Here is a 15,069-nt window from a genome sequence, read left to right as displayed (position 1 = left end):
CCGCAGCCAGCCCAGCGCCCATCCGCGCCCGCTGCGCCCCCTGACCGGTGAACAACACCGCCAGACGACCCTCAACCGCGCTCCCCGCGACCAGGCCGGGTGTCTCACCGCCGGTGGCGAGGAGCTCGAGGCCGGTGGTGAGCCGCTCGGTCTCACTGCCCCACACCACGGCGCGCCGCCCCAGCGCGGCCCGGCCGGTGGCCAGGGACCAGCCCACATCCACCGGGTCCAGGCCGCCGACGGCACCGGCAAGACGCCGGGCCTGCGCGGACAGGGCCTCCGCGCTCTGCGCCGACACCACCCACGGCAGCACCGGGGAGGCGGGCCGGGCCTGGGGCGGCTGCTCGGCCGGGGCGGTGTCCTCCTCGGGGGCCTGCTCGACGATCACGTGGACGTTGGTGCCGCTGATGCCGAAGCCGGAGACGGCCGCGCGGCGGGGGCGGCCGGTCTCGGGCCAGGGGGCGGGTTCGGTGAGCAGCTTGACGTTCCCCGCCGACCAGTCGATGTGGGGTGACGGCTCGTCCGCGTGCAGGGTGCGGGGCAGCACGCCCTCGCGCATCGCCATGACCATCTTGATCACGCCCGCCATGCCGGCGGCGGCCTGGGCGTGGCCGATGTTGGACTTGATGGAGCCGAGCAGCAGCGGCCGGTCGTCGGGGCGGCCCTGGCCGTAGGTGGCGAGCAGGGCGCGGGCCTCGATGGGGTCGCCGAGTGGGGTGCCGGTGCCGTGGGCCTCCACCGCGTCCACGTCGGCGGAGGACAGGCGGCAGTTCAGCAGGGCCTGGCGGATGACGCGCTGCTGCGCGGGGCCGCTGGGGGCGGTCATGCCGTTGGAGGCGCCGTCCTGGTTGAGGGCGGAGCCCTTGAGCAGCCCGAGTACGCGGTGTCCGTTGCGGCGGGCGTCGGAGAGGCGTTCCAGCAGCAGCACGCCGACGCCCTCGGCCATGCCCATGCCGTTGGCGGCGGCGGAGAACGCCTTGCAGCGGCCGTCGGCGGCCAGGCCGCGCTGCCGGGCCCAGCCGGTGAACTCGTCGGGGGTGGACATGACGGCGACACCGGCGGCGACGGCGAGGGTGCACTCCTCGCGGCGCAGGGCGTGGGCGGCGAGGTGGAGGGCGGTCAGGGAGGACGAGCAGGCGGTGTCGATGGTGACGGCGGGGCCTTCGAGGCCGAAGGTGTAGGCGATGCGGCCGGAGACGATGCTGCTTGCGCTGCCGGTGACGAGGTGGCCCTCGTAGCCCTCGGGGATGCGGTGGATGCCGGAGCGGTAGTCCAGGGGGTTGCAGCCGACGAAGACGCCGGTCGGGGTGGAGCGCAGGGCGGTGGGCGGCAGGCCGGCGCGTTCGAAGACCTCCCACACCACTTCCAGCAGCAGGCGCTGCTGGGGGTCCATGGTGAGGGCTTCGCGGGGGGAGATGCCGAACAGGTCGGCGTCGAAGTCCCCGGCGTCGTGGAGGAAGCCGCCCTCCCGGACGTAGGTCTTGCCGTGGGCGTCCGGGTCGGGGTCGTAGAGGTCGTCGAGGTCCCAGCCGCGGTTGCCGGGCAGGCCGGTGATGGCGTCGCCGCCCTCGTCGACCAGGCGCCACAGGTCCTCGGGTGAGGTGATGCCGCCGGGGTAGCGGCAGGCCATGCCGACGATGGCGACGGGTTCGCGGTCCCGCTCCTCGGCGGCGTGCAGGCGTCGCTGGGTCTGGCGCAGGTCAGCGGTGACGCGCTTCAGGTATTCGAGGAGCTTCTCTTCGTTCTGCGCCATCGTTGACGTCTCCACGTGGTCCGGTGCGAGGGGGCGGGCGGTCAGGAGGTGCCGAATTCGCGGTCGATCAGGTCGAACAGTTCGTCGGCCGTCGCCGCCTCGAGGTCTTCTGCGGGGAGGGGCTCGTCGCCCTGGCCGGGCTCGTCGAGCCGGGCCAGGAGGGCCTGGAGCCGCTGGGCGGCCTTGGCCCGGGTGTCGCTGTCGGGGGAGAACGTCACCATGGCCTCTTCGAGCCGGTTCAGCTCGTCCAGCACGGACAGGGCGCCGCCGGTGCCCGTCTCCCCGTCCAGGCGCATCTCGGCGCGCAGGTGGCCGACGACGTCGTGGGCGGTGGGGAAGTCGAAGACGAGCGTGGCGGGCAGGGTCAGGCCGGTGGCGGCGCCGAGGCGGTTGCGCAGCTCCACTGCGGTGAGGGAGTCGAAGCCGATGTCGCGGAAGGCGCGGGTCGGTTCGACGGTCTCGGGGCCGCTGTGGCCGAGGACGGCCGCCGCCTGGGCGCGGACCAGGTCCAGCAGTTCCCGGTCCTGCTCGCTGCGGGCCAGGGTGCTCAGCCTGCGGCGCAGCTCGGTCTCGCCGCCGTCTTCGGTGGCGGCGGGTTCCGCGGCGGCGAGGTGGCGGCGGGCCTGCGGGATCTCGTCCAGGAAGTGGGTGGGCCGGGCGGAGGTGAACAGTTGCACGAACCGCTCCCACTCGACGTCGGCGACCGCGACGCAGGTCTCGTCGTGGTCGAGGACCTGCTGGAACGCCTTGAACGCGAGCGCCGGGTCGATGAGCGGCAGGCCCTGGCGCTGGGCGCGCTGGTTGAGGACGGTGCGCTCGGCGACGTCGCGGCTGTCCCACTCGTTGACGGCGTCCCAGATGCCCCAGGCCACGGCGGTGACGGGCAGGCCGTCCTGGCGGCAGCGCAGGGCCCAGGCGTCGAGGTGGGCGTTGGCCGCCGCGTAGGCGCCGTGGTCGCCGCTGCCCCACAGGGCGGCGACGGAGGAGTAGACGACGAACGCGTCCAGGTCCCGGTCGCCGAGGAGGTCGGCGAGCGCCCTGGCGCCCATGATCTTGGCGTCGATGACGTTGGCGTACTGCTGGAGGGTGGTGTCGGCGAGCGACCCCAGCTCGTACAGCACGGCGGTGTGCATGACGGCGCGGATGTCCTCGCCCCGGGCGTCCAAGTCGGCGACGAGCCCGGCGAGCGCGGCGCGGTCGGTGATGTCGCAGGCGGCGATGGTCACCCGGGCGCCGAGCTCGGTGAGTTCGGCGCGCAGCTCCTCGGCGCCGGGCGCCCGCTCCCCGCGCCTGCTGGTGAGCACCAGGTGCTCGGCGCCGTTCGCGGCGAGCCAGCGGGCGAGGTGGCCGCCGAGCAGCCCGGTGCCGCCGGTGACGAGCACGGTGCCGCGGGGCTTCCAGTCGCGCACCGCGCCGCCGGGCGGGAGCGGGGCGGGCACCATGCGCCGGGCGAACGTGCCTGCGGCGCGGACGGCCAACTGGTCCTCTTCGCGCTGCGCCAGCGCCCCGGCGACGCGGCGGGCGGCGCGTTCGTCGAGCTGCGCGGGCAGGTCGAGCACGCCGCCCCACTGCTGGGGCTGCTCGAGGGCGGCGACGCGGCCCATGCCCCACACCTCCGCCTGGACGGGGCCGGCCACCGGGTCCCCGGCGTCGGTGGAGACGGCGCCGCGGGTGACGCACCACAGGCGGCCGGGCAGCCCGGTGTCCGCCACGGCCTGGAGCAGCGCCAGGGTCGCGGCCACTCCGGCGGCGACCATCGGGTGGCCGGAGGCCGGGGTGGCGTCGTCGAAGGCCAGCAGGGACACCGTTCCGGCGACGGGGCCGTCGGCGACGGCGCCGCGCAGCAGTTCGGTGAGCGCCGCGCGGTCGGCGCCGCGGGTGGCGACGGCGACGGGCACGACCTCGGCGCCGCGTTCGGCCAGGGTGTCCCGGACGGCGTCGATCCACGGGTCGGCGACGCCTTCGGGCACCAGGTACAGCCAGCGGCCGGACAGGGCCGGGGCCGCGGTGTCGGCGACGGGACGCCACGCCACCCGGTAGCGCCAGGAGTCCACCGTGGACAGCTCGCGGCGGGCCCTGCGCCAGTCGGCGAGGCCGGGCAGCACGGCCTGCCAGGGTTCGCGGTCCCCGTCGAGGGCGAGGGTCTGCGCCAGCGCCTCCAGGTCCTCGCGCTCGACGGCCTCCCAGAACTCGGCGTCCACCGCACCGCCGGGCTCGGCGGTGCCGGTGGCGCCGCCGTCCTGGCCGGGCTCCAGCCAGTAGCGCTTGCGCTGGAAGGCGTAGGTGGGCAGGTCCACACGGGTGACGGCGCGTCCGGCGTAGACGGCCGTCCAGTCCACGGAGGTGCCGCGCACCCACAGCTCGGCGGCGTTGGCGATCAGCCGGGCGGGCTCGTCCTCCTCACGGCGCAGCGAGCCGACGACCACGGCCTCCGCCCCGGCGGACTCAGCGATGGCCTGCACGCCCATCACCAGCACCGGGTGCGCACTGACCTCGACGAAACGGGTCAGACCCCGGTCGATGACCTGCTCGACGGCGTCGGTGAAGCGGACGGGCCGGCGCAGGTTGGTGAACCAGTACTCCGCGCCCATGGCGGTGGTGTCCAGCTCCTCACCGGTGACGGTGGAGATCAGCGGCACCCGGGCGGGCTGCGGCGTGACGGGGGCCAGCAGGTCGAGCAGCCGGTCCTTGATGTCCTCCACGTGCGGGGAGTGCGAGGCGTAGTCCACCGGAACCATCCGCGCCCGCACCCCGGCCGCCTCAGCGGTGGCCGCGATCTCCTCCAACGCCGCAGGCTCACCGGCCACCACCGTCGCGGCAGGGCCGTTGAACACCGCCACCGACACCCGGCCCTCATACGCCTTCAGCCAGGTCTCCACCTGATCGGCGCCGGTGGCGATCGACAGCATCCCGCCCCGACCGGCCAACTCCTCCCGAATCGCCGCCGACCGCAGCGCGACGACCCGGGCCCCGTCCTCCAGGCTCAGCGCCCCGGACACCACAGCGGCCGCGATCTCACCCTGCGAATGGCCCACGACAGCCGCGGGCTTCACGCCCAGCGACTCCCACACCGCCGCCAGCGACACCATCACGGCCCACAGCACCGGCTGAACGACGTCCACCCGTCCCAACCAGGCGTCATCGTCCCCGGCCAGCACCTCACCCAACGACCAGTCCACAAACGGCCGCAGAGCAGACTCACACTCCGCCAACCGAGCCCCGAACACCGGAGACGACGCAAGCAGACCCCGCCCCATCCCCAACCACTGCGACCCCTGCCCCGGAAACACCAGCACGACCCCGCCGTCCCCACCGGACACCCCGGCGACGACATTGGCCGCAACCCCACCCGTGGCCAACGCCCCGAGCCCCGACGCGAACTCCCCGGCGGCACTCCCCCACACCACCGCCCGGTGCTCAAGCACCGACCGCGACGACACCAGACTCCACCCGACATCCACCGGGTCGTTGTCGTCCACCGCGCCGGCCAGGCGGCCGGCCTGTTCGGTGAGGGCCTGGGCGCTGCGGGCCGTGACCGGCCACGGCACGACGGGGGAGCCGGCGAGCCCGCCTCCGCCGGGCAGCACGACCTGTCCCGGTTGGGTGTAGGCCGGGGGCTGCTCCAGGATGACGTGGGCGTTGGTGCCGGACATGCCGAACGCGGAGACGCCGGCCCGGCGGGGGCGGCCGTCCTCGGTGTCCCAGCCGACCGGTTCGGTGAGCAGGCGGACGGCGCCGGACGACCAGTCGACGTGGCTGGTGGGCCGGTCCACGTGCAGCGTCGGCGGCAGGACGCCGTGCCGCATCGCCATGACCATCTTGACGATGCCCGCGATGCCGGCGGCGGCCTGGGTGTGGCCGAGGTTGGACTTGACCGAGCCGAGCCACAGCGGCCGGTCGGTGGTGTGCTCGCGCCCGTAGGTGGCCAGCAGGGCCTGGGCCTCGATGGGGTCGCCGAGCCTGGTGCCGGTGCCGTGCGCCTCCACCGCGTCCACGTCGGCCGGGGACAGCCCGGCGTTGGCCAGGGCCTGCCGGATGACGCGCTGCTGGGAGGGGCCGTTGGGGGCGGTCAGGCCGTTGGACGCGCCGTCCTGGTTGATCGCCGAGCCCTTCACCACGGCCAGCACCCGGTGCCCGTTGCGGCGGGCGTCGGAGAGGCGTTCGATGACCAGCACGCCGACGCCCTCGGCCCATCCGGTGCCGTCGGCGGCCTCGGAGAACGCCTTGCAGCGGCCGTCGGCGGCCAGGCCGCGCTGGCGGCTGAACTCCACGAAGGCGCCGGGCGTGGACATGATCGTCACTCCGGCGGCGAGTGCCAGGTCGCACTCGCCCTGCCGCAGCGACTGCACCGCCATGTGCAGCGCCACCAGCGACGACGAGCAGGCGGTGTCCACCGTGACGGCGGGGCCTTCGAGCCCGAGGGCGTAGGAGATGCGGCCGGAGACGACGGCGGCGGCGCTGCCGGTGGCCTGGTAGCCCTCGACGAGTTCGGGTGCCCGGCCCAGCAGGGTGGCGTAGTCCTGGCCGTTGGAGCCGACGAAGGTGCCGGTGCGGCTGCCTTCGAGGGCGGTCGGGGCGAGGCCGGCGTGTTCGATCGCCTGCCAGGAGGTCTCCAGCAGCAGCCGCTGCTGCGGGTCCATGGCCACCGCCTCGCGCGGGGAGATGCCGAAGAAGTCGGCGTCGAAGTCGGCGACGTCGTAGAGGAAGCCGCCTTCGCGGACGTAGGAGGTGCCGGGGCGCTCGGCGGCCGGGTCGTACAGGGACTCCACGTCCCAGCCGCGGTCGGCGGGGAACCCGGAGACGGCGTCGCCGCCTTCGGTGACCAGCCGCCACAGGTCCTCGGGGGACTCCACGCCGCCGGGGAAGCGGCAGGCCATGCCGACGATCGCGATGGGCTCGTCCGTGCGGGCGGCGGCCTGCGCGCCGGGGGCGGGCAGCACCTCGGTGCCCAGCAGCTCGTCCCGCAGGTGGGTGGCGAGCGCGATGGGCGTGGGGTGGTCGAAGACCAGCGTGGACGGCAGCTCCAGGCCGGTGGCGGCGGTGAGCCGGTTGCGCAGTTCGACGGCGGTCAGCGAGTCGAAGCCGAGGTCCTTGAAGGCCCGTGCGGCCTGGAGGTGGCCGGTGCCGGTGTGGCCGAGGACGCCGGCGACCTCGGTGCGGACGACGTCCAGGACGAGCTGGTCGCGGTCCTGCGGCGGGGTGGCGGCGAGGCGGCGGGCGAGGTCGGTGTCGCGGGGCGCGGTCCGCTCGCGGTCCGGGCCAGCGGGGCGCAGGTGCGCCAGGGCGTCGGGGAGTTCGCCGATCAGCGGGCTGGGCCGGGCCGCGGTGAAGGCGGGGACGAACCGCTCCCAGTCGATGTCGGCGACGGTGACGCAGGTCTCGTCGTGGTCCAGGGCCTGCTGGAGCGCGGCGATCGCGAGGGCGGGCGGCATGGTGCGGATGCCGCGGCGCCGCAGGTGCTCGGTCATCTCGCCGTCGGCCATGCCGCCTTCGGCCCAGGCGCCCCAGGAGACGGCGGTGGCGGTGCGGCCGCGGGTGCGCCGGTCGTGGGCGAGGGCGTCGAGGACGGCGTTGGCCGCCGCGTAGCCGCCCTGGTTGCCGCTGCCCCACACCCCGGCGATGGAGGAGAACAGCACGAACGCGTCGAGCCGCCGGTCGCCGAGGAGTTCGTCCAGGTGGGCGGCGCCGGTGACCTTGGCGTCGAGGACGGCGGCGAGTTCGTCGCCGGTGAGGTCGGCGATGCCGGTGAAGTGGGCGGTGCCCGCGGCGTGGACGACGGTGCGCAGCGGCCGGTCGGCGGGCAGGCCGTCCAGCAGGCGGGCGACGGCGTCGCGGTCGGTGACGTCGCAGGCCACGACGGACAGGCGGGCGCCGAGGCCGGTGAGCTCCGCGGCCAGCTCGGCGGCGCCGGGGGCGTCGGGGCCGCGCCTGCTGGTGAGGACCAGGTCGCGGGCCCCGGCGCGGGCCAGCCAGCGGGCGACGTGGGCGCCGAGGCCGCCGGTGCCGCCGGTGACCAGCGCGGTGCCGGTGGGCCGCCAGGCGCGGGCGGGCGCGGCGGGCGCGGCGGCGCGGGTGAGGCGGCGCAGGAACGTCCCGGCGGCGCGGACGGCGCACTCGTTCTCGCCCTCGCGGTTGGCGAGGACGTCGGCGAGCCGGTCGGCGGCGCGCGGGTCGGGGTCGGCGGGCAGGTCCACGAGCCCGCCGAACAGGCGCGGGTGCTCCAGGCCGAACACGCGGCCGAGGCCCCAGACACCGGCGAGGGCCGGGCTGGTGACGGGTTCGGCCGCGGTGGTGGCGACCGCGCCGCGGGTGACGCACCACAGCGGGGCGTCGGTGCCCGCCTCGAGCAGCGCCCGCATCAGGGCCAGAGTGGCGGGCAGGGCGGTGCCGGTGGCCGGGGCGGCTCCCGGGGCGCCGGTGCCCTCGGTGCAGGCGAGGAAGGACAGCACACCGGTCAGGGGCGCGTCCTCGGTGCCCGCGGGGGCGGCGCGCAGCAGGTCCGCGATGCGGGTGTGGTCGCTGTGCGCCGGGTCGGCGACGATCTCGGTGATGCGGGCGCCGCGGCGGCGCAGGGCGTCCAGGGTGCCGGCGAGCGGGCCGTCCTCGGCGGGGGCGGCGGGCAGCACGGCCAGCCAGGTGCCGGTGAGCGGGCCCGCGGTGAGGCCGCTGACGGGCTTCCAGGTGGCGCGGTAGCGCCAGGCGTCGAGGGTGGAGTGGTCCCGCTGCCTGCGCCGCCAGGAGGCGAGGGCGGGCAGCAGGGCGTCGAGCCCGGGGGCCGCGGCGTCGCCGAGGTCCAGGGTGTCCGCCAGCTCGGCCGGGTCCTGGCGTTCCACGACGTCCCAGAACCGGGCCTCGGCGGCGTCGCCGTCCGCCCGGCCGGTCCCGGGGGCGGGCGCCTCCAGCCAGAACCGGTCGCGCTGGAAGGCGTAGGTGGGCAGCGGCACCCGGCGGGCGGCGGTGCCGGTGTAGGGCCGCGTCCAGTCGACGGTGGTGCCGTGGACGTGCAGGGTGGCCAGGGCCCGCAGCAGCGCGGGCACCTCGGGCTGGTCCTTGCGCAGCGCGGAGGCCAGGACGGGCGGCGTGTCGCCGGTGTGCGGGGCGAGGCAGTCGTCGGCCATCGCGGTGAGCACGCCGTCCGGGCCGAGCTCGAGGAAGGTGGTGACGCCCTGGGCGCGCAGTCGGCGGACGCCGTCGAGGAAGCGGACCGGGCGGCGCACGTGCCGCACCCAGTGGTCGGCCCAGTCGCCGCCGGCCGGGGCGGCCTCTCCGGTGACGTTGGACACCACGGGGATCAGCGGCTCGCGGTGGGTGAGGCCGCGGGCGACGGCGCCGAACTCCTCCAGCATGCCGTCCATGTGCGGCGAGTGGAACGCGTGGCTGACCCGCAGGAACCGTGTCTTGCGGCCGCGGGCCCGCCACAGCTCGGCGACCGCGCCGACCGCGTCGCGGTCCCCGGCGACGACGACGGACGCGGGCCCGTTGACGGCGGCGACCTCGACGCTGCCCTCCAGGCCCGCCAGGGTCTCGAGGACCTCGTCCTCGGCGGCCTGCACCGACAGCATGGCGCCGCCGCCGGGCAGGGCCTGCATCAGCGTGCCGCGGGCCGCGACCAGGGCGGCGGCGTCGGGGAGGGACAGCACCCCGGCGACGTGGGCGGCGGCCAGTTCGCCGACGGAGTGCCCGGCGACGAAGTCGGGGCGCACACCCCAGGACTCCACCAGCCGGAACAGGGCGACCTCCAGGGCGAACAGCGCGGTCTGGGTGTAGGCGGTCCGGTCGAGCAGCTCCGCGTCGGCGGTGCCGGGCTCGGCGAACATCACCCGGCGCAGCGGCAGCTCCAGGTGCGGGTCGAGCGCGTCGCACACCTCGTCCAGGGCGCGGGCGAACACCGGGTGGGCGGCGTGGAGCTCGCGGCCCATGCCGGGCCGCTGGCTGCCCTGCCCGGTGAACAGGAACGCCACGTGGCCGTCGTGTTCCGCGGTCCCGGTGACCAGCTCGGGGCTGCGCCGCCCGGCGGCGAGGGCGTCGAGGCCGCGGCGCAGCCCGGCGCGGTCGTCGGCGATGACGACGGCCCGGTGCTCGAGGGTGGCGCGGGTCGCGGCGAGCGACAGGCCGACGTCGGCGTCCGCGACGGCGGGGTGCGCGGCGACGTGGGCGTCGAGCCGCGCGGCCTGGGCGCGCAGCGCGGCCTCGGTCCTGCCGGACAGCGGCCACGGCGCGGCGGGCGCGTCCCCGGCGGGCTCCGCCGGCTCGGCGGTGACGGGCTGTTCCAGGATGACGTGGGCGTTGGTGCCGCTGATGCCGAAGGAGGACACGCCGGCGCGGCGCGGCCGGCCGTCCTCGGTGTCCCAGGGCCGTGCCTCGGTCAGCAGGGACACGTGTCCGGCCGACCAGTCCACGTGCGGGGTGGGCTCGTCCACGTGCAGGGTGCGCGGCAGCACGCCTTCCCGCATCGCCATCACCATCTTGATCACCCCGGCGACGCCGGCGGCGGCCTGGGTGTGACCGATGTTGGACTTCACCGACCCCAGCCACAGCGGCCGGTCCTCGGGCCGGTCCTGCCCGTAGGTGGCCAGCAGCGCCTGCGCCTCGATGGGGTCGCCGAGCCGGGTGCCCGTGCCGTGCGCCTCCATGGCGTCGACGTCGGCCGGGTTCAGCCGCGCCGCGGCCAGGGCCTGGCGGATGACGCGCTGCTGCGCGGGCCCGTTGGGGGCGGTCAGGCCGTTGGACGCGCCGTCCTGGTTGACGGCGGTGCCGCGCACCACGGCGAGGACCTCGTGCCCGTGGCGCAGCGCGTCGGACAGCCGCTCCACCACGAGCACGCCGACGCCCTCGGACCAGGCGGTGCCGTCCGCGTCCGCGGAGAACGTCTTGCAGCGGCCGTCGGCGGCGAGCCCGCGCTGGCGGCTGAACTCCACGAACATGTAGGGCGACGGCATCACGGCCGCGCCGCCCGCCAGCGCCAGGTCGCACTCGCCCTGCCGCAGCGACTGCGCCGCCAGGTGCAGCGCCACCAGCGCGGAGGAGCAGGCGGTGTCCACGGTGACGGCCGGGCCCTCCAGGCCGAAGGTGTAGGCGAGCCGGCCGGACGCCACACTCGAGGTGTTGCCGGTGCCGAGGTACCCCTCGACGTCGCCGGGCACCTGCCCGAGGCGGGTGGCGTAGTCCTGGGAGACGACGCCGGCGAACACGCCGGTGCGGCTGCCGCGCAGCGAGGTCGGCGCGACCCCGGCCCGTTCGAACGCCTCCCACGCGGTCTCCAGCAGCAGCCGCTGCTGCGGGTCCATGGCCAGGGCCTCGCGCGGGGAGATGCCGAACAGGTCCGGGTCGAAGTCGGCGGCGTCGTACAGGAAGCCGCCCTCGCGGGTGTAGGTGGTGCCCGGCCGGTCGGGGTCCGGGTGGTGGATCCGCTCCAGGTCCCAGCCGCGGTCGGTGGGGAACCCGCCGATGGCGTCCACCCCGTCGCCGACCAGTCGCCACAGGTCCTCGGGCGAGGACACGCCGCCGGGGAAGCGGCAGGCCATGCCGACGATGGCGATCGGCTCGTCCACCGCGGCGGCCGGCACCACCGCCGCGCCCGGCGTGTCCGGCGCGGCCTCCTCCCGCTCCGGCGCCAGCTCGGCGAGGAGGAATCCGGCGAGCGCCACGGGCGTCGGGTAGTCGAAGACGAGGGCGGCGGGCAGCCGCAGCCCGGTCGCCGCGCCCAGCCGGTTGCGCAGCTCGACCGCGGTCAGCGAGTCGAAGCCCTGCTCCTTGAACGACCGCTCCGCGTCCACGGCCTGCGCCGACGCGTGCCCCAGCACCGCCGCCACATGCCCGCGCACCAGCTCCACCAGGTGCCGTGTCCGTTCGGCCCGGCCGAGCCCGGCGAGGCGGTCGGTGAGCGCCGTGCCCGCGCCGGTGTCCCCGGCGCCGCGCGCGGTCCTGCGGCCCGGCGCCCCGGTGACCAGGGCGCGCAGCACACCCGGCACGGCGTCCCCCCGGTCGCGCAGCGCGGCCGGGTCGAGGCGGGCGGGGACGAGCGCGGCCTCGTCCACGACACCGGCCAGGTCGAACAGGGCCAGGCCCTGCCGCGCGGACATGGGGGCGAGACCGGTGCGGCTCATCCGCCGCACGTCCGCCCGGTCGAGTTCGCCGGTCATGCCGCCGGTCTGCTCCCACAGGCCCCAGGCCAGGGAGGTCGCCGGGAGGCCCTGGGCGCGGCGGTGCAGGGCGAGGGCGTCCAGGAACACGTTGGCCGCCGCGTAGTTCGCCTGCCCGGCGCCGCCGAGGACACCGGAGACCGACGAGTACAGGGTGAACAGGGCCAGGTCGGCGTCCCGGGTCAGCTCGTGGAGGTTGAGCGCGGCCTCCACCTTGGGCCGCCAGACCCGGGTGAGCTGCTCGTCGGTGAGGGAACCGATGACGCCGTCGGCGAGGACGCCCGCGGTGTGGACGACACCGGTGAGGGGGCGGTCCTGCGGGATGGCGGCCAGGAGGGCGGCGAGTCGGTCGCGGTCGGCGGCGTCGCAGGCCACCACTTCCGCTCGGGCTCCCGACTCGGCCAGCTCGGCCACCAGCTCCGCCGCCCCCGGGGCGTCCGGGCCGGAACGGCTCGTCAGCAGCAGATTCCGCACCCCGTGCTCGGCCACCAGGTGCCGGGCCAGCAGCGAACCGAGCGCTCCCGTGCCGCCGGTGACCAGCACGGTCCCGTCCCGGTTCAGCGCCGGGGGCAGGACGAGGGCGACCTTGCCAACGTGCTTCGCCTGGCTCAGGTGGCGGAACGCCTCACGCGCCCGGCGGATGTCCCAGGTGGCGACCGGCAGCGGGCTCAGCGCACCCCGGTCGAACAGCTCCATCAGGGCGCGGAGCATCTCCCCGATGCGCTCGGGCCCGGCGTCGAGCATGTCGAACGCCCGGTACCGCACACCCGGAGCGGTGCGCGCGACCTCCTCGGCCTCCCGGACGTCGGTCTTGCCCATCTCCAGGAACCGCCCACCGGACGGCAGCAGGTCCAGGGAGGCGTCCACGTACTCGCGGGCCAGGGAGTTGAGGACCACGTCCACCCCGCGCCCGTCCGTGGCGGCCAGGAACTTCTCCCGGAAGCCGAGGTCCCGCGAGTTGGCGATCTCCGACTCGGCCAGGCCGAGGGAGCGCAGAACGTCCCACTTGCCAGGGCTGGCCGTCGCGAACACCTTCGCGCCCAGGTGCCGGGCCAACTGGATCGCCGCCATGCCCACACCGCCGGCGCCCGCGTGGACGAGCACGGACTCGCCCGCCTCGACCCCGGCCAGGTCCACCAGGCCGTAGTAGGCGGTGAGGAACACCACCGGCACGACCGCGGCCTGCTCGAACGTCCAGCCCTCCGGCATCGGGACGAGGACACGGGCGTCGGTCACCGCGAGGGGGCCGAAGCCGCGCGGCGCCAGGCCGAGCACCCGGTCGCCCGGGGCGAACTCCGTCACCTCGGAACCGACCTCGGTCACCACACCGGCGACCTCGCTGCCGATGTGGGCGGCGCCCGGGTACATGCCCAGGCCGATCAGGACGTCGCGGAAGTTGACGCCGGCAGCGCGGACCGCGACCCGCACCTCACCAGGGGCCAGCGCACCCGCCATCTCCGGCGCGGGCACCAACGCCAGGCCCTCCAGCGTCCCCGTCCCCGCCGTGTCCAACCGCCACGCCCGCTCACCCACCGGCGGCACCAACACACCACCGGACGACAGCGCCCGCACCAACCGCGGCACCAGCACCGCACCGCACCGCACCGCGACCTGCCCCTCACCCACGGCCAGAGCCGAGGCCACCACCGCGGCCAGGTCGTCCTCGGCGGCCGGGTCCAGGTCCACCAGCAGGAAGCGCCCCGGGTGCTCCGACTGCGCCGAGCGCAGCAGACCCCACACCGGCGCCACGGCCAGCCTCGGCGCCTCCCCGGCACGGGCGGCCACCGCGCCCCGCGTCACCACGACCAGGCGCGCGTCCGCCAGCCGGTCGTCAGCGAGCCAGCGCCGCACGGACTCCAGGGCGCGCCGAGTGGTCTCCTCGGCGTCGGAGGCGAGGGTGTCACCGGCGGGCTCGTCGGTCATCAGCGGCAGCAGCGCCACCCCGGGCGCGGCCGCTCCGGCGTCGAGCGCGGACAGCAGGGCGTCGATGCCGGTGTGGCGCTCCCCCTCGACGCCCAGGTCGGCGGCGCCGATGACGGCCCAGTCGCCCGTGCGCGCGGCCGTGTCGCCGGCCGGCAGGGGCGTCCAGTCCAGACGGAGCAGGTCGGCCTGCTCGGTGCCCGCCGACACCGACGTCAGCGCGGCGAGCCGGCCGCCGGTGACCGGGCGCAGCAGCAGCGACTCGACGGCCGCGACCGGCTCGCCCGCCGCGTCGGCCACCCGCACCGCCACCGCGTCCGCACCGGAGCGCACCAGCCGCACCCGGAGGGCGGCGGCGCCGACGGCGGACAGGGACACGCCCTCCCACATGAACGGCAGCCGCAGACCGCCGTCACCGCCGTCGGCCGCGAGCACGGCGTGCAGGGCCGCGTCCAGCAGAGCAGGGTGCACACCGAACCGGGCGGCCTCACCGTGCTGCTGCTCGGGCAGCTCCACCTCGGCGAAGATCTCCTCGCCGCGCCGCCAGACGGCCCTCAGTCCCTGGAACGCCGGGCCGTAGCCGTAGCCGGCCGCCTCCGCGTCCGGGTAGAACCCCGAGACGTCCACCGACTCCGCCCCGGCCGGCGGCCAGGCCGTCAGGTCGGCGTCGCCCAGGTCCGGTTCCTCCGCGGCGAGCACGCCCTCCGCGTGCGCCGTCCACGGCGTGTCGGCGGCGGCGTCCTCGGGACGGGAGTACACGGTGACGGTCCGCCGCCCCGCGTCGTCGGCCGCGCCCACGACGAGCTGCACCAGCACGGCGCCCTGCTCGGGCAGGACCAGCGGGGCCTGGAGCGCCAGCTCCCGGAGCAGGCCGCACCCGACCTCGTCCCCGGCCCGCAGCACCATCTCGACGAACGCCGTGCCCGGCAGCACGACGGTGCCCGCCACCGCGTGGTCCTTCAGCCACGGGTGGGTGGCGGTGGACAGCCTGCCCGTGAGGAGCACCCCGTCCCCGGCGGCCAGGGCGACGGCGGCCCCGAGCAACGGGTGATCCGCGGCGGCGAGCCCCGCCCCGCTGACGTCGGAGGCCCCGGAAGGCGCTTCGAGCCAGTAGCGGCGGCGCTGGAAGGCGTAGGTGGGCAGATCGACGTGGCGGGGGGTGTGGCCGGTGAAGAAGGCGGGCCAGTCGATGTCGGTGCCGGTGCACCACAGGCGGGAGACGGCGGAGGTGAGCGTCTGCACCTCGTCGTGCTC

2 protein-coding genes are annotated in these 15,069 nt (G+C 76.2%); both read right to left on the bottom strand.

What is annotated here, in order from left to right:
- Positions 1–1,753: type I polyketide synthase (locus ACYVO2_RS36620; RefSeq protein WP_461012450.1), on the bottom strand; the 1,753-nt coding region annotated here is incomplete at its 3' end.
- A gap of 41 nt (positions 1,754–1,794) precedes the next feature.
- On the bottom strand, positions 1,795–15,057 hold the full coding sequence (locus ACYVO2_RS36615; RefSeq protein ID WP_461012449.1) for a type I polyketide synthase: 13,263 nt from the start codon (positions 15,055–15,057) through the stop codon (positions 1,795–1,797).
- Between the last annotated feature and the right edge of the window lie 12 nt (positions 15,058–15,069).

The sequence above is a fragment of the Streptomyces capparidis genome, from assembly GCF_054782095.1.
This window is presented reverse-complemented; position numbering and strand designations above follow the sequence as displayed.